Annotated in this window: 27 protein-coding genes; 5 read left to right on the top strand and 22 right to left on the bottom strand. The window is 69.6% G+C overall.

The window, feature by feature from the left end; translation table 11 throughout:
- Window positions 1-18: 18 nt before the first annotated feature.
- From ABZY45_RS08240 to glmS, 4 genes are read right to left on the bottom strand one after another with little or no spacing between them, the layout of a single operon-like run.
- Entirely contained in the window at window positions 19-405 is a 387-nt protein-coding gene (locus ABZY45_RS08240) for a DUF488 family protein (RefSeq protein ID WP_356738725.1), read from the bottom strand.
- Window positions 406-440: 35 nt separating this feature from the next.
- Window positions 441-1892 (bottom strand): NAD(P)H-hydrate dehydratase, encoded by a 1452-nt coding sequence (locus ABZY45_RS08235; protein WP_356737358.1) that lies wholly within the window; start codon window positions 1890-1892, stop codon window positions 441-443.
- Between the two features lie 4 nt (window positions 1893-1896).
- Window positions 1897-2265: a holo-ACP synthase gene (locus ABZY45_RS08230; protein WP_356737356.1), complete on the bottom strand. Its 369-nt coding sequence runs from the start codon at window positions 2263-2265 to the stop codon at window positions 1897-1899.
- Window positions 2266-2277: 12 nt separating this feature from the next.
- Complete coding sequence (gene glmS, locus ABZY45_RS08225; RefSeq protein WP_356737354.1) at window positions 2278-4125, bottom strand: glutamine--fructose-6-phosphate transaminase (isomerizing); 1848 nt, start codon at window positions 4123-4125, stop codon at window positions 2278-2280.
- 163 nt (window positions 4126-4288) lie between these two features.
- On the opposite strand from glmS, the gene ABZY45_RS08220 reads away from it, so the two are divergent.
- From ABZY45_RS08220 to ABZY45_RS08210, 3 genes are all read left to right on the top strand, one after another.
- On the top strand, window positions 4289-4744 hold the full coding sequence (locus ABZY45_RS08220) for an HIT family protein (RefSeq protein ID WP_356737352.1): 456 nt from the start codon (window positions 4289-4291) through the stop codon (window positions 4742-4744).
- A gap of 92 nt (window positions 4745-4836) precedes the next feature.
- Window positions 4837-5829, top strand: coding sequence for a type I pantothenate kinase (coaA, locus tag ABZY45_RS08215; RefSeq protein ID WP_356737350.1), 993 nt, complete (start codon window positions 4837-4839; stop codon window positions 5827-5829).
- A gap of 18 nt (window positions 5830-5847) precedes the next feature.
- A complete protein-coding gene (locus tag ABZY45_RS08210; RefSeq protein WP_356737348.1) occupies window positions 5848-6807 on the top strand; it encodes a DUF389 domain-containing protein in 960 nt (319 codons plus the stop codon).
- 8 nt (window positions 6808-6815) lie between these two features.
- On the opposite strand, the gene glmM is transcribed toward ABZY45_RS08210, so the two are convergent.
- From glmM to ABZY45_RS08190, 4 genes are all read right to left on the bottom strand, one after another.
- Window positions 6816-8174, bottom strand: coding sequence for a phosphoglucosamine mutase (glmM, locus tag ABZY45_RS08205; RefSeq protein WP_356737346.1), 1359 nt, complete (start codon window positions 8172-8174; stop codon window positions 6816-6818).
- Window positions 8175-8391: 217 nt separating this feature from the next.
- Window positions 8392-8856 carry a 30S ribosomal protein S9 gene (gene rpsI / locus ABZY45_RS08200; protein ID WP_167526154.1) on the bottom strand — a complete coding sequence of 155 codons (465 nt, stop codon included), beginning with the start codon at window positions 8854-8856 and terminating at the stop codon, window positions 8392-8394.
- Window positions 8857-8973: 117 nt separating this feature from the next.
- Entirely contained in the window at window positions 8974-9417 is a 444-nt protein-coding gene (rplM, locus tag ABZY45_RS08195) for a 50S ribosomal protein L13 (protein WP_030914195.1), read from the bottom strand.
- Between the two features lie 227 nt (window positions 9418-9644).
- The gene (locus ABZY45_RS08190; RefSeq protein ID WP_356737344.1) at window positions 9645-11264 is read right to left on the bottom strand and encodes an ATP-binding cassette domain-containing protein; all 1620 of its coding nucleotides are present in this window, start codon (window positions 11262-11264) and stop codon (window positions 9645-9647) included.
- A gap of 66 nt (window positions 11265-11330) precedes the next feature.
- Between ABZY45_RS08190 and ABZY45_RS08185 the strand changes: the two genes are divergently transcribed.
- Window positions 11331-12182 (top strand): hypothetical protein, encoded by an 852-nt coding sequence (locus ABZY45_RS08185; protein WP_356737342.1) that lies wholly within the window; start codon window positions 11331-11333, stop codon window positions 12180-12182.
- 65 nt (window positions 12183-12247) lie between these two features.
- On the top strand, window positions 12248-14137 hold the full coding sequence (locus ABZY45_RS08180; protein ID WP_356737340.1) for a hypothetical protein: 1890 nt from the start codon (window positions 12248-12250) through the stop codon (window positions 14135-14137).
- Here ABZY45_RS08180 and truA read toward each other — a convergent pair.
- The 14 genes from truA to rplR form a co-directional block, all read right to left on the bottom strand.
- Complete coding sequence (gene truA, locus ABZY45_RS08175) at window positions 14106-14960, bottom strand: tRNA pseudouridine(38-40) synthase TruA (RefSeq protein ID WP_356737338.1); 855 nt, start codon at window positions 14958-14960, stop codon at window positions 14106-14108. The genes ABZY45_RS08180 and truA overlap by 32 nt on opposite strands.
- 78 nt (window positions 14961-15038) lie before the next feature.
- A complete protein-coding gene (gene rplQ / locus ABZY45_RS08170; RefSeq protein ID WP_014154578.1) occupies window positions 15039-15545 on the bottom strand; it encodes a 50S ribosomal protein L17 in 507 nt (168 codons plus the stop codon).
- Between the two features lie 252 nt (window positions 15546-15797).
- The gene (locus ABZY45_RS08165; protein ID WP_003966937.1) at window positions 15798-16820 is read right to left on the bottom strand and encodes a DNA-directed RNA polymerase subunit alpha; all 1023 of its coding nucleotides are present in this window, start codon (window positions 16818-16820) and stop codon (window positions 15798-15800) included.
- Between the two features lie 137 nt (window positions 16821-16957).
- Window positions 16958-17362, bottom strand: a complete 405-nt coding sequence (rpsK, locus tag ABZY45_RS08160; protein WP_003956432.1) for a 30S ribosomal protein S11 — start codon at window positions 17360-17362, stop codon at window positions 16958-16960.
- Between the two features lie 104 nt (window positions 17363-17466).
- Window positions 17467-17847 (bottom strand): 30S ribosomal protein S13, encoded by a 381-nt coding sequence (gene rpsM, locus ABZY45_RS08155; protein ID WP_145804037.1) that lies wholly within the window; start codon window positions 17845-17847, stop codon window positions 17467-17469.
- Between the two features lie 197 nt (window positions 17848-18044).
- Window positions 18045-18158 carry a 50S ribosomal protein L36 gene (rpmJ, locus tag ABZY45_RS08150; protein ID WP_003956441.1) on the bottom strand — a complete coding sequence of 38 codons (114 nt, stop codon included), beginning with the start codon at window positions 18156-18158 and terminating at the stop codon, window positions 18045-18047.
- Between the two features lie 60 nt (window positions 18159-18218).
- Entirely contained in the window at window positions 18219-18440 is a 222-nt protein-coding gene (gene infA / locus ABZY45_RS08145) for a translation initiation factor IF-1 (RefSeq protein ID WP_003956442.1), read from the bottom strand.
- 176 nt (window positions 18441-18616) lie between these two features.
- A complete protein-coding gene (map, locus tag ABZY45_RS08140; protein ID WP_356737335.1) occupies window positions 18617-19453 on the bottom strand; it encodes a type I methionyl aminopeptidase in 837 nt (278 codons plus the stop codon).
- A 124-nt stretch (window positions 19454-19577) separates the two neighbouring features.
- A complete protein-coding gene (locus ABZY45_RS08135; protein WP_356737333.1) occupies window positions 19578-20234 on the bottom strand; it encodes an adenylate kinase in 657 nt (218 codons plus the stop codon).
- On the bottom strand, window positions 20234-21553 hold the full coding sequence (gene secY, locus ABZY45_RS08130) for a preprotein translocase subunit SecY (protein ID WP_145804043.1): 1320 nt from the start codon (window positions 21551-21553) through the stop codon (window positions 20234-20236). Before secY ends, ABZY45_RS08135 begins: the two co-directional genes overlap by 1 nt.
- Before the next feature lie 224 nt (window positions 21554-21777).
- Window positions 21778-22233: a 50S ribosomal protein L15 gene (gene rplO / locus ABZY45_RS08125; RefSeq protein ID WP_014047794.1), complete on the bottom strand. Its 456-nt coding sequence runs from the start codon at window positions 22231-22233 to the stop codon at window positions 21778-21780.
- Between the two features lies 1 nt (window position 22234).
- Window positions 22235-22417: a 50S ribosomal protein L30 gene (rpmD, locus tag ABZY45_RS08120; RefSeq protein ID WP_053682614.1), complete on the bottom strand. Its 183-nt coding sequence runs from the start codon at window positions 22415-22417 to the stop codon at window positions 22235-22237.
- Entirely contained in the window at window positions 22417-23019 is a 603-nt protein-coding gene (gene rpsE / locus ABZY45_RS08115; RefSeq protein ID WP_014047793.1) for a 30S ribosomal protein S5, read from the bottom strand. Before rpsE ends, rpmD begins: the two co-directional genes overlap by 1 nt.
- Before the next feature lie 47 nt (window positions 23020-23066).
- A complete protein-coding gene (gene rplR / locus ABZY45_RS08110) occupies window positions 23067-23450 on the bottom strand; it encodes a 50S ribosomal protein L18 (RefSeq protein WP_033297607.1) in 384 nt (127 codons plus the stop codon).
- Window positions 23451-23452 lie beyond the last annotated feature (2 nt).

The raw sequence follows: 23452 nt of genomic DNA, 5'->3' as shown, positions 1-23452 counted from the left end.
CTGTGCCCGGTGAGGCGGTCACCGGTGGTCGAGGGCGTGCTCCAGGTGGTCGACGAGGACCGGGACGTGGCTGGCCGGGACGTCCTTCACCGCCGTGACGAGGGTGACCGGACCGCCCTCGCGCACCAGGGCGAGCAGCGCCTCGACGGCCTCGGTGTGCGCGGGGTCGCCCAGCTCGGTCCGGTAGCGGTCCACGAAGTCGTCGTACCGGTCGGCGGACCGGTCCTCGTGGTACCAGGCGCGGAGCTCCTTGGACGGCGTCACGTCCTTGGCCCACACGTCGACCGCCGCGTGCTCCTTGGAGACACCGCGCGGCCAGAGCCGGTCGACGAGCACCCGGGTGCCGTCGTCCTCCTCCGGCGGGTCGTACACCCTGCGCACCCGGATGTCGCTGCCGCTGCCCACACCGGTCACCTCCGCTCCCGTGCTTCCAGCCTGGATCAGGCCCGCACGTCCCGCCATGCGGCCGGGATCGCGTCCGCGACGTCCTGGGCGGCGACCGGCGCGCCGTCCGAGGCCCGGCGTGCCGCGAGCCCGTGCAGATAGGCGCCCACGGACGCGGCGTCACGCGGGGCGAGGCCCGCCGCCAGCAGCGATCCGGTCAGCCCGGACAGCACGTCGCCGCTGCCCGCCGTGGCCAGCCAGGACGTGCCGGTCGGGTTGACCCTCACGGGGGTGTCCCCGTCCGACGCGACCAGGGTGGTGGAACCCTTGAGCAGCACCGTGGCGCGGTAGCGCGCGGCGAGTTCCCGTACGGCGGCGAGCCGCCCGGCCTCGACCTCCTCGCGTCCCACTCCGAGCAGCGCGGCGGCCTCACCGGCGTGCGGGGTGAGCACGGTGGGGGCGGTGCGCGCGCGGACGGTGGCGGCGTCCATCAGCCGCAGCCCGTCCGCGTCGACCAGCACCGGCACGTCGGCGGCCAGCACATCGGCCACCGCCGCCTCCGACGCCGAGGAGTCACCGAGTCCGGGTCCGGCCACCCATGCCTGCACCCGGCCGGCCCGCGACGGGGGCCCGGGGTGCACCAGGGTCTCCGGGAAGCGGGCGATCACGGCGTCGGCACCGGGCCCGGAGTAGCGCACGGCTCCCGCGCCACCGCGCAGCGCCCCCGCGACGGCCAGGACGGCGGCCCCGGGATAGCGCTCCGATCCGGCCGCCACCCCGACGACACCGCGGCGGTACTTGTCGCTCTCCGCGCCGGGCACGGGCAGCAGGGCGGCCACGTCGGCGTACTGGAGGGCCTCCAGATCGGGCCGGGCGGGAAGTTCCTCCGCCAGTCCGATGTCGACGAGGCGCAGCGCGCCCGCGTGCTCGGCGGCCGGGTCGACGAGCAGCCCCGGCTTGTACGCGCCGAAGGTGACCGTCGCGTCCGCGCGTACGGCCGTGCCCAGCACCTGTCCGGTGTCCGCCTCGACCCCGCTGGGCAGATCCACGGCGAGCACGGGCGCACGGCCCGCGGTGACCACGCGCACCAGTTCCGCCGCCTCCGGACGCAGGCCGCCGCGGCCCCCGATCCCCGTGATGCCGTCGACGACGAGGTCGACGGGGCCGAACGCGCCGAGGTCCGGGCCGTCCAGGACCTGTCCACCCGCCGCGAGCAGGGCGGCCAGCCCGGCCCGGTGTGCCTTGCCCGGCGAGGTCAGCAGGGCGCGCACCCCGGCCCCGCGCCGGGCCAGCCGGGCACCGGCGTACAGCGTGTCACCGCCGTTGTCGCCGCTGCCGGCCAGCAGCAGCACCCGCGATCCGTACACCCGTCCGTTGCGCCGGAGGAGGTCACCGCAGGCCACGGCCAGTCCGGCGGCGGCGCGCTGCATCAGCGCCCCCTCCGGCAGCCGTGCCATCAGCGCCTGTTCGGCGGCCCGTACGGTCTCGACGCTGTAGGCATGTCGCATACGCTCAACCCTCCGCGATCACGACGGCCGACGCCACCCCCGCGTCGTGACTGAGCGACACGTGCCAGCTGCGTACGCCGAGCTCGGCCGCCCGTGCCGCGACGGTGCCGCGGACCTCCAGGCGCGGCTGCCCGCTGTCCTCGACGCAGACCTCGGCGTCCGTCCAGAGCAGCCCGCCCGGTGCTCCGAGCGCTTTGGCCAGCGCCTCCTTGGCGGCGAAGCGGGCCGCCAGCGAGGCGATGCCCCGCCGTTCCCCGCTGGGGAGCAGCAACTCCCGCTCCAGGAAAAGCCGCTCGGCGAGCTGGGGCGTCCGCCCGAGCGCCGCGCCGAAGCGTTCGATCTCCGCCACATCGATCCCGACCCCAATGATCACGCCATCACTCACTCATTCGACCGTCACGGACTTCGCCAGATTGCGCGGCTGGTCCACCTCGTTGCCCCGGGCGGTCGCCAGCTCGCAGGCGAACACCTGCAACGGAACCGTGGCGACCAGTGGCTGGAGAAGCGTAGGCGTAGCGGGGATCCGGATGAGGTGGTCGGCGTACGGCACGACCTCCTCGTCGCCCTCCTCCGCGATGACGACGGTGCGGGCGCCGCGAGCCCTGATCTCCTGGATGTTGGACACGATCTTGTCGTGCAGCACCGAACGACCGCGTGGCGACGGCACGATGACGACGACCGGAAGCCCTTCGTCGATGAGCGCGATCGGCCCGTGCTTGAGCTCCCCGGCGGCGAAGCCCTCGGCGTGCATGTAGGCGAGCTCCTTGAGCTTCAACGCGCCTTCCAAAGCCACCGGGTAGCCCACGTGCCGGCCCACGAAGAGCACGGTGCCGTGGGAGGCCAGCGAGCGGGCCAGCTCGCGTACGGGCTCCATGGTGCCCAGCACCCGGTCGACGGCGCCGGACATCTCCGAGAGCTGGCGGACGACGGTGCGGATCTCGTCGCCCCACTTGGTGCCGCGCACCTGGCCGAGGTACAGCGCGACGAGGTAGCAGGCGACCAGCTGCGTCAGGAAGGCCTTGGTGGACGCGACGGCGACCTCCGGCCCGGCGTGCGTGTAGAGGACGGCGTCGGACTCCCTCGGGATGGTCGAGCCGTTCGTGTTGCAGATGGCGAGGACCTTCGCGCCCTGCTCCCGGGCGTGCCGGACCGCCATCAGGGTGTCCATGGTCTCGCCGGACTGCGAGATGGCGACGACGAGGGTGCGCTGGTCCAGGATCGGGTCCCGGTAGCGGAACTCGCTGGCCAGCTCCGTCTCGCAGGGCAGTCTGGTCCAGTGCTCGATGGCGTACTTGGCGATCATCCCGGCGTGGAAGGCGGTCCCGCAGGCGATGACGACGACCTTGTCCACCTCCCGCAGTACACTCGGCGCGATGCGCACCTCGTCGAGGTGGAGCGCGCCGGAGCCGTCGATCCGGCCGAGGAGGGTGTCGGCGACGGCCTTGGGCTGGTCGGCGATCTCCTTGAGCATGAAGGAGGCGTAGCCGCCCTTCTCGGCGGCCGACGCGTCCCAGTCCACGTGGTATTCGCGCACGTCGGCGGGCCGGCCGTCGAAGCCGGTGACCGTCACCCCGTCCCGGCGCAGCTCGACGACCTGGTCCTGGCCCAGCTCGATCGCGGACCGGGTGTGCGCGATGAACGCGGCGACGTCGGAGGCGAGGAACACCTCTCCCTCGCCGACGCCCACCACGAGCGGCGAGTTCCGCCTGGCACCGACCACGGCGTCGGGTTCGTCCGCGTGCACGGCCACCAGGGTGAAGGCGCCCTCCAGCCGCCGGCAGACCTGCCGCATGGCCTCCGCGAGGTCACCGCCCGACGAGTAGGCCTCGGCCAGCAGATGGGCGACCACCTCGGTGTCGGTCTCCGAGGCGAGGTCATGGCCGCGTCCGGCCAGTTCCTCGCGCAGGGCGGCGAAGTTCTCGATGATCCCGTTGTGCACGACGGCGACCCGGCCCGCGTTGTCGAGGTGCGGGTGGGCGTTGGCATCGGTCGGCCCGCCGTGCGTGGCCCAACGGGTGTGCCCGATACCGGTGTTCCCGTCCGGCAGTGGCCGGTCCTTGAGTTCCTTCTCCAGATTGAGGAGCTTCCCGGCCTTCTTCGCCGCGGCCAGCCCGCCGTCCGCGAGGACGGCGACCCCCGCGGAGTCGTACCCCCTGTACTCCAGCCGCTTCAGCCCAGCGACCACGACATCCTGCGCCGACTGCGTCCCGACGTAACCCACGATTCCGCACATATCGCCACCATAAGGCCGGTTCCCCCGGCCGGGGTGTCCGCGGGGTGTCCGCTGTTGCGCCAAAGGTGTCCCGGGCCGGACCGCTGGAGGCGCCGTCCCCTGGCCGAGCCGTCTTCGCGGAGACCGGCGTGTTCCCGGCCGGACGGTTCTACGCTCTCGGCCCATGACGACTTCCGAGTGCTACACGTGCGCCATGGAAGCGGAGTTCGACACGCTGCCCCCGCGCGAGCGCGTCGCCCACGACCGGCACTGGCGGGTGGCCCACGCGACCGGGACCTCCCTGCCGGGCTGGCTGGTGCTGCTGCCCCGGCGCCACCTCACCGCCGTTCACGAGCTCACCGACGCGGAGGCGGCCGGCCTGGGGACCTGGCAGGTCAGGCTCTCCAGGGCGCTGCGCGTGGTGACGGGCTGCGACAAGACGTACGTCGTCCAGTTCGCCGAGGCCGAGGGCTTCGCCCATGTGCACTTCCACATCGTGCCACGCGACGGCGATCTGCCGCCGCAGTACCGGGGACCGGGCGTCTTCGGGCTGCTACGGGCTACCCAGGGGCAGCAGGTGACGGCCGGGCAGGCGGACGGAGTGGCCCGCGCGCTCCGGGCGGAGCTCCGCGGCGCGTAGAGCCTTCGAAAGGCCCTCGATCGGGCCCTCGGGGCCGGCCACGTGACCGACCCCACCCCCCACTCCGTTCAAACTCCCGCAACAATGAGTACGTGATCACATCGCCCGCACGGAGCCCGCGCCGCACCGAGCACGCGCCGACGCCCTACGTCGACCTGACCCGGGCCGAGTGGAGCGCCCTGCGTGACAAGACCCCGCTGCCTCTGAGCGCCGAGGAGGTCGAGAAGCTGCGAGGGCTGGGCGACGTCATCGACCTCGACGAGGTGCGGGACGTCTATCTGCCGCTGTCCCGGCTGCTCAACCTGTACGTCCAGGCCACCTCGGGCCTGCGCGGCGCCCTGAACACCTTTCTGGGCGACGCCGGCAACGGGCACGGGGAGCAGCGGGGCACCCCGTTCGTCATAGGGGTCGCGGGCAGTGTCGCCGTCGGCAAGTCCACCACCGCCCGCATCCTTCAGGCGCTGCTGGCGCGCTGGCCGGAGCACCCCCGGGTGGAGCTGGTCACGACCGACGGGTTCCTGCTGCCGATGAAGGAGCTCGAATCGCGCGGCCTGATGTCGCGCAAGGGCTTCCCCGAGTCGTACGACCGGCGGGCGCTGACCCGCTTCGTCGCCGACATCAAGGCGGGCAAGGACGAGGTGACGGCCCCCGTCTACTCGCACCTGATCTACGACATCGTGCCCGGTGAGCGGCTCACCGTGCGCCGCCCGGACATCCTGATCGTCGAAGGGCTGAACGTGCTCCAGCCCGCGCTGCCCGGCAAGGACGGCCGGACCCGGGTCGGTCTCGCCGACTACTTCGACTTCAGCGTGTACGTCGACGCGCGCGCCGAGGACATCGAGAACTGGTACCTGCACCGCTTCCGCCGGCTGCGCGAGACCGCGTTCCAGAACCCGTTCTCGTACTTCCGCAAGTACACCCAGGTCTCCGAGGAGGAGGCCCTGGACTACGCGCGCACCATGTGGCGGACCATCAACAAGCCCAATCTGCTGGAGAACGTGGCGCCGACGCGCGGCCGTGCCACCCTGGTGCTGCGCAAGGGGCCGGACCACAAGGTCCAGCGTCTGTCACTGCGCAAGCTCTGATTCCGGAAAGGGTGCACCGTGCTGCATCTGCGCCTCATCGTGCCCGCCGACCGCACCGACGAGGTGCTCGGGCTGATCGAGCGGACCGTCGGCACCACCCATGTCGCGGTGCTCGCGGGTGCCGCGCGGAGCCCGGCGGGCGATGTGGTCCTGTGCGACGTGGCACGGGAAGCCGGCGATGAACTGATCGGCGCTTTGAGGAAGTTGGGCATCGACAGCGTCGGCTCGATCACCGTGGAGGACATAGACCTCACCCTCTCCGAGCACGCGGCCGAGGCGGAGAGGGCCGCGCCGGGAGAGGGCGCCGACGCGGTGCTCTGGGAAGAGCTGAGCGAGGTGACCCACGAGGAGTCGACGTTCAGCGCCACCTACGTGGCCTTCCTCGCCCTTGCGACGATGCTCGCCGCCTGCGGGGTGATGCTGGACAACGCGGTGCTGATCGTGGGCGCGATGGCGGTGGGCCCGGAGTTCGGCCCGCTGGCCGGGATCTCGACGGCGCTCGTGCAGCGGGCGCCACGGCTGGTGGCACGGTCGCTGTGGGCCCTGATCGGCGGCTTCGCCGTGGCGATGGTGCTGACAGCCGGATTCTCGTGGCTGATGGACGCGTTGGGGCTCTTCGACGCGGACATGGTCGCGGCCGAAAGGCCCAACACCGGTTTCATCTGGCACCCGGACTGGATGTCGTTCGTGGTGGCGGTCCTGGCGGGCATCGCGGGGACGCTCTCGCTGACCTCGGCGAAGTCCGGGGCGCTGATCGGCGTGGCGATCTCGGTGACCACGGTGCCGGCCGCCGCCAACGCGGCGGTCGCGTTCAGCTACCAGGACCTCCAGCAGACATGGGGGTCCTCGGCTCAGCTGATGGCCAACCTGGGCGGCATCGTGCTGGCGGGCACCTGCACGCTGCTGGTGCAGAAGGCGCTGTGGGCCGCACAACGCCGGAAGGACCCGGCCGTCCGGCCGGGTCCTTCCGTGCGCTGAGGGGCGCGTCAGCCGAGGGCGGACTTCACGACGTCGGCCAGCTGACCGGCCACCGCGCGCGCCTGCTCGATGTCCGCGGCCTCGACCATGACCCGTACGAGCGGCTCCGTACCCGACTTGCGCAGCAGCACGCGTCCGGTGGCTCCAAGCTCGCGCTCCGCCTCGGCCACCGCGGCGGCCAGCTCCGGCGAGGTGTCCACGCGGGACTTGTCGACGTCCGGCACGTTGACGAGGACCTGCGGGAGGCGCTGCATCACGCCCGCGAGGTCGGCGAGCGTCCGGCCGGTCGCGGCGACGCGCGCCGCGAGCATCAGCCCGGTGAGCGTGCCGTCACCGGTGGTGGCGTGGTCGAGGACGATGACGTGGCCGGACTGCTCGCCGCCCAGTGCGAAGCCCTCCGCCTTCATCGACTCCAGGACGTAGCGGTCACCGACGGCGGTCTGGACGAGCTGGATGCCCTCCCGCTCCATCGCCGTCTTGAAGCCGAGGTTCGACATGACCGTGCCCACGACGGTGTTCTTGCGCAGCTGGCCGGCCTCGCGCATGGCGACGGCAAGCACGGCCAGGATCTGGTCCCCGTCGACCTCCTCGCCGCTCGCGTCCACCGCCAGGCAGCGGTCCGCGTCGCCGTCGTGCGCGATGCCGAGGTCGGCGCCGTGCTCCACGACGGCGGCCCGCAGCAGGTCGAGGTGGGTCGAGCCGCAGCCGTCGTTGATGTTGAGGCCGTCCGGCTCGGCACCGATCGTGACGACCTCGGCCCCTGCCCGGGCGAACGCCTCGGGCGAGACACGGGCGGCGGCACCGTGGGCCTCGTCGAGGACGACCTTCAGGCCGTCGAGCCGGTTCGGGAGGACGCCGATGAGGTGCGCGACGTAGCGGTCGAAGCCCTCGGCGTAGTCGGTGACGCGGCCCACTCCGGCGCCGGTCGGACGGGCCCAGGGCTCGCCGGTGCGGTGCTGCTCGTAGACCGTCTCGATGCGGTCCTCCAGCTCGTCGGCGAGCTTGTGGCCGCCACGGGCGAAGAACTTGATGCCGTTGTCCGGCATGGCGTTGTGGCTGGCGGAGAGCATGACACCGATGTCGGCACCGAGCGCCCCGGTGAGGTACGCCACGGCCGGGGTCGGCAGCACGCCGACGCGCAGGACGTCCACCCCGGCGCTGGCCAGACCGGCCACGACGGCGGCCTCCAGGAACTCTCCGGAGGCGCGGGGGTCGCGGCCCACCACGGCGGTCGGCCGGTGCCCCTCGAAGGTGCCCGCCTCGGCCAGTACGTGCGCCGCCGCGACCGAGAGTCCGAGCGCGAGCTCAGCTGTCAGGTCCGCGTTGGCAACACCACGCACGCCGTCCGTGCCGAAGAGTCGTCCCACTGGTGTCCTCCGAAAGTGCTCCGAAACCGCAAAACCAAAGTAATCAAAACAGGGCAAAGCAAGGCAAGGCGCAGCGAAGAGGCGCGGCGATGCCGTCAGCCCTATAAGCATGCAAACGTCTTAAGCCGTTATACGCCCGGCGGGGCTGATAAACGAACGCCCCAGCAGCACGGGGTGTGCCGCCGGGGCGAACGTGTAATGCAGACGAGCAGGCGATTTAGCGCTTGCTGTACTGCGGAGCCTTACGGGCCTTCTTGAGACCGGCCTTCTTGCGCTCGACCGCACGGTCGTCGCGGGAGAGGAAGCCGGCCTTCTTCAGCGTGGCGCGGTTGTTGTCCACGTCGGCCTCGTTCAGCGCGCGGGCCACGCCGAGGCGCAGGGCACCGGCCTGACCGGAGACGCCGCCACCCGAGATGCGGGCGATGACGTCGTAACGGCCGTCGAGCTCGAGCACCTTGAAGGGCTCGTTGACTTCCTGCTGGTGCACCTTGTTGGGGAAGTAGTCCTCAAGGGTGCGACCGTTGATCTTCCACTTGCCGGTGCCCGGAACGATCCGGACGCGGGCGATGGCGTTCTTGCGACGGCCAAGGCCGGCCGCGGGCTGCGGGTCGCCGAAGCGGCCGGCGAGCGACTCGGAGGTGTACTCACCCTCGACGGGGACCTCCGACTCGAAGGTGGTCACCTCGGCGAAGGTCTCTTCGCCCTCGGTGCCCGCCGTGTCGTCGGCGGTCGTCTCAACAGTGGTCTCGGCCACGATTCTCCTCAGATCTTTCTTTACGTCTTAGGGGGGAGGCCGGAACTACTGCGCGACCTGGGTGATCTCGAACGGGACCGGCTGCTGCGCAGCGTGCGGGTGCTGGTCGCCCGCGTAGACCTTCAGCTTCGAGAGCATCTGACGACCCAGGGTGTTCTTGGGGATCATGCCCTTGATGGCCTTCTCGACAGCCTTCTCGGGGTTCTTCGAGAGCAGCTCGTCGTAACGGACCGAACGGAGACCGCCCGGGAAGCCCGAGTGGCGGTACGCCATCTTCTGGGTCTTCTTGTTGCCGGAGAGGTGAACCTTCTCGGCGTTGATGATGATGACGAAGTCGCCCATGTCCATGTGGGGGGCGTAGATCGCCTTGTGCTTGCCTCGGAGGAGGTTCGCAGCCGTGGTGGCCAGACGGCCCAGGACGATGTCCTCGGCGTCGATGATGTGCCACTGGCGAGTGACATCGCCGGGCTTGGGGCTGTACGTACGCACTTCGTAGCCTTCGCTTCTTCAGTGGATGAGGTCCAGAAAGATGGCACCCCTGAAGCGATCATGCAGCTGGGGCTCACACTGCCGGGGACACTGCCCGTATGCGAGCCACTGGTAACTGCTCCAGAGAACCTGCGTAAGGGCTTCTCGCGTGAGAACGACGAAGCCGATACGTATAACAACCCCCGACAGTACCCGCCCCGCCCGGGACGGGTCAAAACGCCCCGGCCCTACCGCGCCCGCTCGACCCTGCGCTCGTCCCAGACCGGCTCCGTGGACTCCCGGACCACCCCGTCCGAGCCGAAGACCAGATACCGGTCGAAGGACTTCGCGAACCAGCGGTCGTGGGTGACGGCCATGACCGTCCCGTCGTACACCTCCAGCCCGTCCTGGAGCGCCTCTGCCGACTCCAGGTCCAGGTTGTCCGTGGGCTCGTCCAGCAGCAGGGCGGTCGTGCCGGCCAGCTCCAGGAGCAGGATCTGGAACCGTGCCTGCTGCCCGCCGGAGAGCCTCTCGAAGGCCTGGTCGCCCTGTCGCTCCAGCTCGTAGCGCCGCAGCACCGACATCGCGCCCCCGCGGTCCTTGGAGTGCTCCTGCCACAGGATCTCCACGAGCGTCCGGCCCAGCAGTTCCGGGTGGGCGTGTGTCTGGGCGAAGTGCCCGGGGACGACCCGCGCGCCGAGCTTCCACTGACCGGTGTGCGCCACCGGCTCCCCCGCCAGCAGCCGCAGGAAGTGTGACTTTCCCGACCCGTTGGAGCCGAGCACGGCGACCCGCTCGCCGTAGTAGATCTCCAGGTCGAACGGTTTCATCAGCCCGGTCAGCTCCAGGCCGGTGCAGGTCACGGCGCGCACCCCGGTCCGCCCACCGCGCAGCCGCATTCTGATCTCCTGCTCGCGGGGCGGCTCGGGCGGCGGGCCCGCGTCCTCGAACTTCTTGAAGCGGGTCTGCATCGCGTGGTACCGGTTCGCCATGTCCGGGCTGTTCGCCGCCTGCTGCCGCATCCGCAGGACCAGCGCCTTCAGCCGGGCGTGCTCCTCCTCCCACCGCCGCAGGAGCTCCTCGAAGCGCGCGAAGCGCTCCTTGCGGGCCTGGTGGTACGTCCCGAACCCGCCGCCGTGCACCCAGACGTCCGAACCGGCCGGGCTGGGCTCCACGCTCACGATCTTCTCGGCGGCCCGCGAGAGCAGCTCCCGGTCGTGGGAGACGAAGAGCACCGTCTTACGGGTCTCCTTGAGCTTCTCCTCCAGCCACCGCTTGCCGGGGACGTCCAGGTAGTTGTCCGGCTCGTCCAGCAGCAGCACCTCGTCCGGACCCCTGAGCAACGCCTCCAGGACGAGCCGCTTCTGCTCGCCCCCGCTCAGGGTGCGCACCTCACGCCACTGCGCCTTCTCGTACGGGACACCGAGCGCGGCCGTGGTGCACATGTCCCACACCGTCTCGGCCTCGTAACCCCGCACCTCCGCCCAGTCGCTCAGCGCCTGCGCGTACGCCATCTGCGCCGCCTCGTCGTCGACGGTGAGGATGCGTTCCTCGGCCGCGTCGACGGCCCGGGCCGCCTCCCGGATACGCGGCTGGGCCACGGAGACCAGCAGGTCACGCACGGTGCGCTCGTCCCGTACGGAGCCGACGAACTGGCCCATCACCCCGAGCCCGCCGCTCACCGAGACCGAGCCGCCGTGCGGCTGGAGCTCACCGGACAGCAGCTTCAGCAGCGTCGTCTTCCCCGCTCCGTTCGCCCCGACGAGGGCGACGACCGCCCCGTCCGCCACCCGGAACGACGCGTCGTTGAGCAGCACCCGCCCGTCCGGCAGGTAGTACTCCAGGTGGCCCGCTTCAAGATGTCCCATGACAGCATTGTCACGGCCCGCGAACCCCTGGCCCAACCGGTTTCCCGAGGCTCTAGGATTCGCCGCATGAGCTTTGGGCAAGGGGGGCCCTCCTGGGGGCCGGGAGAGAGCCGGACTCCGGACTGGGCGGCGCTGGCCGAGGCGTCCGCGGCACGTAACAGGCGTAAGAAGTGGCTGCTGCTCGGCGGCGGCGCCCTGGCCACCGCCGCCGTCGCCGCGATCGTCGCCACAGCCGTCATCACGACCAACGGCGGCGGCACCTCCGGGTCGGACAGGAACGCCGGTGACCTGCCCTCCCCCGCCGACCTGCCCTCGGAGAGCTCCGCGCCCCAGCCGTCCTTCTCCTCGGTCGCGCCGCCGCCCCCGCCGGACCCGAAGGACTACATAGCCGACGAGAAGAAGGACAAGGCCCCGGTCACCGTCGACGCCTTCTTCCCCGGCAGGAAACTGACCATGGGCGACCGCGTCTACTCCAAGGGCGCCACCGCACGGACGGCGAACTGCGCCACGACCACCCAGGGCGCCCTCGGATCGATCCTGACCGGCAACGGCTGCGACCAGGTCATCCGCGCCACGTACAGCAAGGACGGCGTCGCGGTCACCGTCGGGGTCGCCGTCTTCGGCACCGAGGCCGAGGCCCGGAAGGCCGCCCAGCAGGCCTCCGGCGGCATCGCCTCCCTCAGCGGGGCCGGTGTACCCACCTACTGCCGCGGCGGATCGGTCTGCCGTCGCACCGCCAACTCCTACGGGCGCTACGCCTATTTCACGGTCGGCGGCTTCACCAGCGGGAAGAACGTCACCACGGCGGACAAGAACGTCTACGCGGTCGGCAACGACCTGACCGACTTCACGTTCCGGCAGATCCGCCACCGCGGCGAGGTGCAGGCCTCGGCCGCCGCGGGCGCTCCCGCCACCTGATCCGCGGCGCGCTCCCTCCCTCACGCACCAGCCCTCACCCTCCCCTCGACCGAGGACCCGCCGCCGTGCGTCTGACCGCCCTCTTCACCATCCCGCGCGTCCTGCGCCACAGCGACGCGATAGGCGCCGACCTCCCGCCGGACGACGCCGTGGTCCTCGACGCCCCCGACTCCACGCTGCGGGCGGCCCTCGCCGCCGCCGCGGCGGGTGACCACGCCCCGGCCGCCGAGCTGCTCGCGGGCACCCGCAGGCACGCCCAGTGGGAGCGCAGGGACACCTGCGTCTCCCGCCTCGCACGGGCCTCGCTGCACCACCCCGGCTGGCTGGACAGCTGGCTGGAGGAGTCCCCGCAGGACCCCGACGCCGTCCTGGTCAAAGCCGACCAGTACGTCAACCAGGCCTGGCAGATCCGCACGGGAGCCCGGGCCAAGCACGTCGAGGCCGACCAGTTCCGGGCGTTCCACGCTGTGCTGCGGGACGCGGTGCCGGTGATCTCGGCCGCCGCCGAGCTCAACCCCGACGATCCGGTCCCGTGGCGCATCGCGCTGACCCAGGCGCGGGGCATCCAGGCGCCGCGCGAGGTCTTCGACACCTACCTGGCCGAGGCGAACGCCCGCGATCCGCACCACGAGGGCTGCCACGTGCAGGCGCTCCAGTACCTCTGCGCCAAGTGGTACGGCTCGCACGAGGAGATGTTCGCCTTCGCCGAGCGGGCCGCCGACCAGGCACCTCCCGGCTCCCGGCTCCACGCACTGCCGCTCCAGGCCGTCGTGGAGTACCTGATCGCCGACGAGGAGACTCCCGGCCCCGACCCGTACACGCCGCGCGCCGAGGCGGCGGTGACCCGCGCGCAGGCGCTGTCCGACAGCTACGCCCCGGGGGACCGGGAGGCCGCGGGCTTCCGCAACCACCTGGCTCTCGTCCTGTGGTCGATGAACCGCTACGAAGAGGCCCTCACCGCCTTCCGCGGCATCGGCGTGCACGCCACCACGTTCCCCTGGACCTACTTCGGCGAGGCGCGCGCGGAGTTCCTGGAGGCCCGCTCCGACACCCGCGTCGAGCTGGCGATGCGTATCCCGTTCTTCCGCGCCTCCCCCGCAGCTCCGGCCGCCGGCGCACCCGACTGGGAACGCGAACTGGCACCCCGGTCGGTCGCCATCGCCTCCACCGGCCCGACCGAGGTGGCCCAGGCCGCCCTGATCTGCGGGCACAGCCTGCGGACGGCCCCGGCGGGCAGCCGTCACACGTACGTCGAGATCGTCCCGGACCCCGTCCGCGGCAAGCGCGCGGCCCTGCTCCCGGAGGACCCGCTCACCTCGGCGGCCGACAACTTCACCACGGCCGAGGACTGGCCCGCCCTGGTCCTGCACCGCACCCCGGAGCGCAGCAGCTTCACCCTCGTCCACCGGGGCAGGAAGGTGGCGGATCACACCTGGGAGACCGCCGCCCCCGCGACCGACCACGCCGAGGCGACCGCGACGGCAGCCGCACTCGCCCGGGTGTACGGGCTCAGCGACGCCCGGCCCCTGGCACATGTCCTGCGTGCCACCGGCGACCCCGCCCGCCACCAGAGCGAGCTCGTCGCCGCCCTGGGCCTCCCGCCGCTGCCCGACGGCTACGGCGGCGAGCAGGAGATCCTCGCCGCGCTCCCGGGCGCCCGGGTACTGGCCCGACGCGGCTTCCTCGCGGGCATGCGGGACACCATGACCACGAAGGACGGCGTCCACCCCGAGACCCCGCCCCCGGACGAACCGCACCCGGCCCGCTGGTGGGTGCTGCGCACCGCGGCCCTGCTGCTGTTCACCGCGGCGGCGGTCTACGCCTGGTGGACACCCGACATCGGCTGGTTCCGCTCCACCGTGTCCAGCGCCGTGGCCCTGTACTTCGCGGGCAAACTGATCCGCGCCCTGCGCCGCAGGCCGGTCAGCAGCAGCCCGCCCCCGGAAGCGTCCTGACGTTGCGGGCCTCCTGGGCGCGGGAGGCCAGCAACGCGTCGGCCGGGTAGGCCACTTCCTCCAGCGTCAGCCCGTGCGGACGCACCACGTGGACCCCCGGGTCCCGCACCTTCGCGGCCAGCACCTCGGCGGGCCAGCCGGCCGGGCGGCGCCCGTCCCCCACGAACAGCGCCGCCCCGATCAGGGCCCGCACCATGTTGTGGCAGAACGCGTCGGCCTGGACGGTCGCCGTGAGCACCCCGGACTCCGCGTCCCGCACCCAGTGCAGCTTCTGGAGCGTCCGGATGGTCGTGGCGCCCTCACGCTTCTTGCAGTACGCGGCGAAGTCGTGCTCGCCGACCATCAGCGCGGCGGCCTCGTTCATCGCGTCCAGGTCCAGCGGCCGGTCGTGCCACAGCACATGGCCCCGGAGCAGCGGGTCCACCCCGCCAGGCCGGTCACCCACCCGGTACGCGTAACGGCGCCACAGCGCCGAGAAGCGCGCGTTGAACCCCGCCGGGGCCTCCGCCGCCCGCCAGATCCGCACGTCCAGCGGCAGCCGTCCCGCCATCCGCCGCAGCAGTTTCTCCTCGTGCTCGGCCCACACCTCCGCCGGCAGATCGACGTGCGCCACCTGCCCGCGCGCGTGCACGCCCGCGTCGGTACGCCCGGCGACCGTCAGGTCGTACGTCACCGACGACCGCGTCACGGTGCGCAGCGCGTCCTCGATCTCGCCCTGAACGGTGCGCCTGCTGGTCTGCTTCGCCCAGCCGGAGAAGTCCTTCCCGTCGTAGGAAAGGTCCAGTCGTACCCGTACGAATCCGGGCTCTGCCTCGTCACTCACCCGAAGATCCTCTCAAAACCGAACGGGCCCGCACCGCCCCGAAGGGAGATGCGGGCCCGTACCTGGGTCTCAGAACGCTCAGGCGTCCTTGGACTCCTCAGCGGCGGCGTCGGCCGGCTTGGCGTCCTCGACGGTCTCGGCCGGAGCCTCGTCCTTCTTGAGGGCGTCTTCCTTGACGGCGCGCTTCGTCGCGGCCTCGGCCTCACCGGTGGCCTGCTGGGCCACGGTCAGCGCCTCGACCAGCTCGATGACGGCCATCGGGGCGTTGTCGCCACGACGGTTGCCGATCTTGGTGATGCGGGTGTAACCACCGGGGCGGTTCTCGTACCGCGGGGCGATCTCGGTGAAGAGCGTGTGCACGATGCTCTTGTCCGTGATCGACTGCAGCACCAGGCGACGGTTGTGGATGTCGCCCTTCTTCGCCTTGGTGATGAAACGCTCGGCGACCGGACGCAGGCGGCGGGCCTTGGCCTCGGTCGTGGTGATGCGGCCGTGCTCGAACAGCGACTTCGCGAGGTTGATGAGAAGAAGCTTCTCGTGCGCAGCGCTGCCGCCCAGACGGGCACCCTTGGCGGGCTGAGGCATGGTGTTTCTCCTTGTGTGCTGCACCGGCCGTATCAGGTACCGGTGTCAGTTCCCGCGAGGCGGACGCCCCGCGGAAGTCTTACTTCGCAGCGACTGATACCCGGCTTCCACCAGCCATCAGCCACATCAAGCCCATCCGACTCTCACCGGACGTCGGCCAGAACAAACCCAGTCCGACTCACACCGGACGTCAGCGGTCTGCGCCCCAGCCTGGGGGCACCCTGAAACCGGGCACCCCCCGCCGGAAGGCGATCAGTACTGCTCGGTCTCCACGAAACCGGCGTCCGCGTCGTCGTCGGCGCCGAAGGCGTCGGCGGCGGCGGTCGGGTCGAAGCCGGGAGGCGAGTCCTTGAGCGCCAGGCCCATACCGGCCAGCTTCGCCTTGACCTCGTCGATCGACTTCGCACCGAAGTTGCGGATGTCGAGCAGGTCCGCCTCGGAGCGGGCCACGAGCTCGCCCACCGAGTGGATGCCCTCGCGCTTGAGGCAGTTGTACGAACGGACCGTGAGCTCGAGCTCCTCGATCGGCAGAGCCAGATCGGCGGCGAGCGCGGCGTCCGTCGGGGACGGGCCCATGTCGATGCCCTCGGCGTCGATGTTGAGCTCACGCGCCAGACCGAACAGCTCGACCAGGGTCTTGCCGGCCGACGCCATGGCGTCACGGGGACGCATGGCCTGCTTGGTCTCGACGTCGACGATCAGCTTGTCGAAGTCGGTGCGCTGCTCGACACGGGTCGCCTCGACCTTGTACGTGACCTTGAGCACCGGCGAGTAGATGGAGTCGACCGGGATACGGCCGATCTCCTGGCCCACCTGCTTGTTCTGGACGGCGGAGACGTAGCCGCGACCGCGCTCGACGGTCAGCTCCATCTCCAGCTTGCCCTTGCCGTTCAGCGTGGCCAGGACGAGGTCCGGGTTGTGGACCTCGACACCGGCCGGCGGGGCGATGTCAGCAGCGGTGACCAGGCCGGGACCCTGCTTGCGCAGGTACATCACGACCGGCTCGTCGTGCTCCGAGGAGACGACCAGCTGCTTGATGTTGAGGATGAGGTCGGTCACGTCCTCCTTGACGCCCGGCACGGTGGTGAACTCGTGCAGGACACCGTCGATCCGGATGCTGGTGACAGCGGCACCGGGGATCGAGGAGAGGAGCGTGCGACGCAGGGAGTTGCCGAGGGTGTAACCGAAGCCCGGCTCCAGCGGCTCGATCACGAACCGGGAGCGGAATTCGTCGACGACCTCTTCGGTCAGCGACGGACGCTGAGCGATAAGCATGCTGAGATCCTTCAGTCGTGGGCACCCGCTATTTGATGCCCGACAGATGAGACAAGGATACGGGCGGCACGCCCCCGAAGGGACATACCGCCCGCATCCAGCGTTACTGACGCACGGCCGTCACCGGCCGTGGCGAATCAGACGCGGCGACGCTTCGGCGGACGGCAGCCGTTGTGCGGCGTCGGGGTGACGTCCTGGATCGAACCGACCTCGAGGCCCGTGGCCTGGAGGGAGCGGATCGCGGTCTCGCGGCCGGAGCCGGGACCCTTCACGAAGACGTCGACCTTGCGCATGCCGTGCTCCTGCGCGCGGCGGGCGGCCGACTCGGCGGCCATCTGCGCGGCGAAGGGGGTGGACTTGCGCGAGCCCTTGAAGCCGACGTGGCCGGCGGAGGCCCAGGAGATCACGTTGCCCGAGGGGTCCGTGATCGAGACGATGGTGTTGTTGAACGTGCTCTTGATGTGGGCGTGCCCGTGAGCGACGTTCTTCTTTTCCTTGCGACGCACCTTCTTGGCTGCGCCCTGACGACCCTTGGGGGGCATGTCTTGACTCCAGATGGAGAGGGGAGGTGATCGGTCCTACAGCGAAGACCGCTGGTTGCTGCGAACCCCCGGTGACCGGAGACGCGCAGTGCGTCCGCTGAGGACTACTTCTTGCCCGGCTTCTTCTTACCGGCGATGGCGCGACGCGGGCCCTTGCGGGTACGCGCGTTCGTGCTGGTGCGCTGACCGTGGACGGGCAGGCCACGACGGTGGCGGATGCCCTGGTAGCAGCCGATCTCGACCTTGCGGCGGATGTCGGCCTGGATCTCGCGGCGAAGGTCACCCTCGGTGCGGAGGTTGGCGTCCACGTACTCGCGGATCTTGACCAGGTCCTCTTCGGCCAGGTCACGAACGCGGGTGTTCGGGTTCACGCCGGCGGCGGCGAGGATCTCCTTGGACCGGGTGCGCCCGATACCGAAGACGTAGGTGAGGGCAACCTCCACGCGCTTTTCGCGCGGGATGTCAACACCTGAAACGCGTGCCATTCAATGGCTCCAGTTGTTATTTCGGGGGTCTTCCACAGTGCCACTCCCGAACGCCGACCTCGTCCACAGGGGAAGAGATGGTACGCCCGGGTCCCCGGCCCCCGCCGGAGGTGTCGTCAGCCGAAGCGTGGACGGGCTCTGCGTATGTACGTTTACGTGCGTCGCGCGAAGAGCTGCGAGATGCAGGTGGTCGTGCGTCAGCCCTGGCGCTGCTTGTGGCGCAGGTTGTCGCAGATGACCATGACCCGGCCGTGACGGCGGATCACCTTGCACTTGTCGCAGATCTTCTTGACGCTCGGCTTGACCTTCATGGGATGTCAGGTTCTCCGGGTCAGTGCCCACACCACGCCGAAGCGGGATGGCGGCAAGATCTACTTGTAGCGGTAGACGATCCGGCCACGCGTCAGGTCGTACGGAGACAGCTCCACGACGACCCGGTCATCCGGGAGGATACGGATGTAGTGCATCCGCATCTTGCCGCTGATGTGCGCGAGGACCTTGTGACCGTTCTGGAGTTCCACCTTGAACATGGCGTTCGGGAGGGACTCGATCACGGTGCCCTCAATTTCGATGGCACCTTGCTTCTTGGCCACGCTTCGCCTTTCGAATCGGCTACCTTGATCGGCTCACGCCACCGCGTGTGGACACAGGGATGCACGAGAGCCGACGAGTCAGTCTACGTCAGCGGACTCCAAAAGACGAATCCGTCAAGTTTGCCCACTTCCCCTGATCCTTAGACACGGATCGGGCGGGCAGTCGTCGTGCCGGCTCAGCCCAGCGGGTCCGGTGCCGTCTCGATCCCGTACTGGGCGAGCTTCGCCCGGCCGCAGTCGGGGGCGGTCAGGACCAGCGGGCCCTGCTCGGTCAGCGCGATGGAGTGCTCCCAGTGCGAGGACCAGGTGCCGTCGGTCGTGAGGACCGTCCACTCGTCGGCCAGCACCTTCGTCTGCGGAGTACCGAGCGAGACCATCGGCTCGATGGCCAGGCAGACGCCGGGGACCAGCTTGATGCCCTTGCCCCGCTTGCGGGAGACGTAGTTCAGCAGGTGCGGGTCCATGTGCATCTCGGTGCCGATCCCGTGGCCGCCGTAGTCCTCGATGATCCCGTACTTGCCGGTGGCCGGGCGGGGCTGGCGGCGGATGTAGGACTCGATGGCCTTGGAGATGTCGACGAGCCGGTTGTTCACCTTCATCGCGGCGATCCCGGCCCACATGGACTCCTCCGTCACCCGGGAGAGCTCGATGACCTCCGGAGCGTGACCGGTGCCCACGAACGCGGTGTACGCCGCGTCCCCGTGCCAGCCGTCCACGATCGCGCCGGCGTCGATCGAGATGATGTCGCCGTCCTTAAGGACGGTCTTCTCGTCCGGGATGCCGTGCACCACGACGTCGTTGACCGAGGTGCAGATCGTGGCGGGGAAACCGCCGTACCCCAGGAAGTTCGACTTCGCGCCGTGATCGGCGATCACCTTGCGTGCGACCTCGTCCAGGTCCTTCGTCGTCGCCCCGGGGACGGCCGCCTCGCGCGTGGCAGCGTGAATGGCTGCGACCACGAGGCCCGCCTCGCGCATCTTCGCGATCTGCTCGGGGGTCTTGATCTGCACCATCGCTCGGCGCCTTTCTGGGTACGGAGGAAAAGGTCGAAGCCGTACTCCACGATACGGCCGCAAACAGTCGGCCGCGGCGCCCGAGGGCGCCGCGGCCGGCTGGTGTGGTGTTACGGGTGGTGCGTCAGCCCTCGTCGGACTTGAGGGCCTCCATGGCCCGCTCGGTCACCTCGGTGACCTTGCCGAGCGCGGAGATCGTCACGACCAGGCCCTGGGACCGGTAGTAGTCGATGATCGGCTCGGTCTGCGTGTGGTAGACCTCCAGCCGCGTGCGCACCGTCTCCTCGGTGTCGTCGTCACGCTGGTACAGCTCACCCCCGCAGGCGTCGCAGACGCCCTCGGTCTTCGGCGGGTTGTACGTGGCGTGGAAGACGTGCGCGCTGTCGTTGCGGCAGATGCGGCGGCCGGCGATGCGCTTGACCACCTCGTCCTCGGGGACCTCCAGGTCGAGGACCGCGTCCAGCTTCAGGCTCTCGCTGTGAAGCATCTCGTCCAGAGCGACGGCCTGGCCCACGTTGCGCGGGAAGCCGTCCAGCAGGAAACCGTTCTCGGCGTCCGACTGGGACATGCGGTCCTTGGCCATGGCGATGGTGACTTCGTCCGGCACCAGCTGTCCCGCGTCCATGAAGGAACGGGCCTGCTTGCCAAGGTCGGTGCCCTGGCTGATGTTGGCGCGGAAGAGGTCGCCCGTGGAGATGTGCGGAATCGAAAGATTCTTGGCAAGGAACGCGGCCTGCGTTCCCTTGCCGGCACCGGGCGGCCCGACGAGGACGATTCGCATCAGCGGAGGAACCCTTCGTAATTGCGCTGCTGGAGCTGACTCTCGATCTGCTTCACGGTCTCCAGACCCACACCCACGATGATCAGGATGCTCGTCCCGCCGAACGGGAAGTTCTGGTTAGCTCCGCCGAAGCCTGCCAACGCCATCGTCGGCACCAGAGCGATCAGGCCCAGGTACAGCGAGCCCGGCCAAGTGATCCTGTTGAGCACGTAGCTCAGGTACTCGGCAGTAGGTCGACCTGCCCGGATACCCGGGATGAACCCACCATACTTCTTCATGTTGTCGGCGACTTCCTCGGGGTTGAACGAGATCGCCACATAGAAGAATGCGAAGAACACGATCAGAAGGAAGTACGTCGCGATGTAGTACGGGTGGTCGCCCTTGACGAAGTGGTCCTGAATCCAGGTCGCCCAGCCCGCGGTGGAGTTGGAGAACTGAACGATTAGAGCAGGAATGTAGAGCAGCGAAGAAGCGAAGATGACGGGAATCACACCCGCCTGGTTCACCTTCAGCGGGATGTAAGTGGACGTACCGCCGTAGGACCGGCGCCCGATCATCCGCTTCGCGTACTGCACCGGGACCCTGCGCTGGGCCTGCTCGACGAAGACGACGAGGCCGACCATCACGAAGCCGATGAGGATGACGGTGATGAACTCGATCCAGCCGTCGGCGAGCTTGCCGCTCTGCTTGATGGCCCACAGGGCGCCGGGGAAGCTGGCGGCGATCGAGATGAACATCAGGATCGACATGCCGTTGCCGATGCCGCGGTCGGTGATGAGCTCACCGAGCCACATGACCGCCGCGGTGCCCGCGGTCATGGTGATCACCATGACGATGGTCGTGAAGATCGACTGGTTCGGGACGATCTGGTCCGCGACGGGGCAGCCGCTGAAGAGCGCGCCGCTGCGGGCGGTTGCCACCAGGCCGGTGCCCTGGAGGATGGCCAGCGCCACGGTCAGATAACGCGTGTACTGCGTGATCTTGGCCGTGCCCGACTGCCCCTCCTTCTTGAGGGCTTCGAGCCGGGGGATGACGACGGTCAGCAGCTGAAGAATGATGCTGGCCGTGATGTACGGCATGATTCCGAGCGCGAAGATCGTGATCTGCAGCAGTGCACCACCGCTGAACATGTTCACCAGACCGAACAGGCTGTTGTTGCCCTTGCTGGCCTGATCAACACAAATCTGGACGTTCTCGTAGCTCACCCCCGGTACGGGAATGTGCGCCCCGAGACGGTAGAGCACGATGATGCCGAGCGTGAAGAGCAGCTTCTTGCGCAGGTCGGGCGTCTTGAACGCCCGGGCGAACGCGGTGAGCACGGTGCCTCCTGCGACCCCCGCGCAAAAGCGTGAGGTGACGGTCTTGAGGATCGACGATTACGTAACAGCCAAAGAGCCCCGGGCGCTTGCCCGGGTCTTACCACAGCAACAGTGCACGCCACCTTACCGGCGGACATGCCCCCCTAGGAACGACCAACCGGGGATGCCCCAAATGAGAGGCATCCCCGGTCGGGTGTTCAGGCCACAGCCCTGTCCGAGTTGTCTCAGACGAGTTCGGTGACGGTGCCGCCGGCAGCGGCAATCTTCTCCTTGGCGGAGCCGGAGACGGCGTCAACCGAAACCTGCAGCGCAACGGAGATCTCGCCCTGTCCGAGGACCTTGACGAGGTGGTTGTTACGCACGGCGCCCTTGGCGACCAGGTCGGCCACCGTGACCTCTCCACCCTCGGGGTAGAGCGTCGCGAGCTTGTCCAGGTTCACGACCTGGTACTCCGTACGGAACGGGTTCTTGAAGCCCTTGAGCTTCGGGAGACGCATGTGGAGGGGCATCTGGCCACCCTCGAAGCGCTCCGGAACCTGGTAACGAGCCTTCGTACCCTTGGTACCACGGCCTGCGGTCTTACCCTTGGACGCCTCACCACGACCCACACGGGTCTTGGCGGTCTTGGCGCCCGGGGCAGGCCGGAGGTTGTGGGCCTTCAGCGGGCTGTTCTCCGCCATGTCAGTCAACCTCCTCAACCGTCACGAGGTGGCGGACGGTCTGCACCATGCCGCGGAACTCGGGGCGGTCCTCCTTGACAACCACGTCGTTCAGGCGCTTGAGCCCGAGCGAACGCAGGGTGTCGCGGTGGTTCTGCTTGCTGCCGATGTACGACTTCGTCTGCGTGATCTTGAGGCGAGCCATTACGCACCCGCTCCCGCACGCGCACGAAGCAGAGCCGCGGGGGCGACGTCCTCGAGGGGCAGACCACGGCGAGCCGCGATCTCCTCGGGACGCTGCAGGCCCTGGAGGGCCGCCACGGTCGCGTGCACGATGTTGATCGGGTTCGAAGAACCGAGCGACTTCGACAGGATGTCGTGAACGCCGGCGCACTCCAGAACGGCGCGCACCGGGCCACCCGCGATCACACCGGTACCGGGGGAAGCAGGCTTGAGCAGGACGACGCCCGCAGCCTTCTCGCCCTGGATCGGGTGAGGGATGGTGCCCTGGATACGCGGGACCTTGAAGAAGCTCTTCTTGGCTTCTTCGACGCCCTTGGCGATGGCCGCGGGAACTTCCTTGGCCTTGCCGTATCCGACACCGACGGTGCCGTCACCATCGCCCACCACGACCAGCGCGGTGAAGCTGAAGCGACGACCACCCTTCACTACCTTGGCGACGCGGTTGATCGCGACGACGCGCTCGACGTACGCGGTCTTCTCGGCGGCAGCGCCACCGTCACGGCCCTTCCGGTCCCGCCGCTCGCCGCCACCGGCACCGCTTCCGCGGCGCTGGGGTCCAGCCATTGGATTTACCTCTCTCTGTTACGTCCGCTGTGCGTTGGAACCGGGGCTTAGAACTTCAGCCCGGCTTCACGGGCGGCGTCAGCCAGAGCGGCAATCCGCCCGGCGTACTGGTTACCACCGCGGTCAAACACGACGGCCTCGACGCCTGCGGCCTTGGCGCGCTCGGCGACCAGGGCGCCGACCTGCTTGGCCTGGGCGCTCTTGTCACCCTCCGCCCCGCGGATCGACGTGTCCAGGGTCGACGCCGACGCGAGCGTGTGGCCCGCGATGTCGTCGATGACCTGAGCCACGATGTGGCGGTTGGAACGCGTCACGACCAGGCGCGGCCTCTCCGGCGAACCGGAGATGTGCTTGCGGACGCGGATGTGGCGACGCTTGAGGGCTGCACGCTTGTAGGCGTCGCCCTTGGCGATCTTTACACCGTATGCCATGG

This window comes from Streptomyces sp. NPDC006516 (assembly GCF_040611875.1).
GTDB lineage: Bacteria > Actinomycetota > Actinomycetes > Streptomycetales > Streptomycetaceae > Streptomyces.
This window is presented reverse-complemented; position numbering and strand designations above follow the sequence as displayed.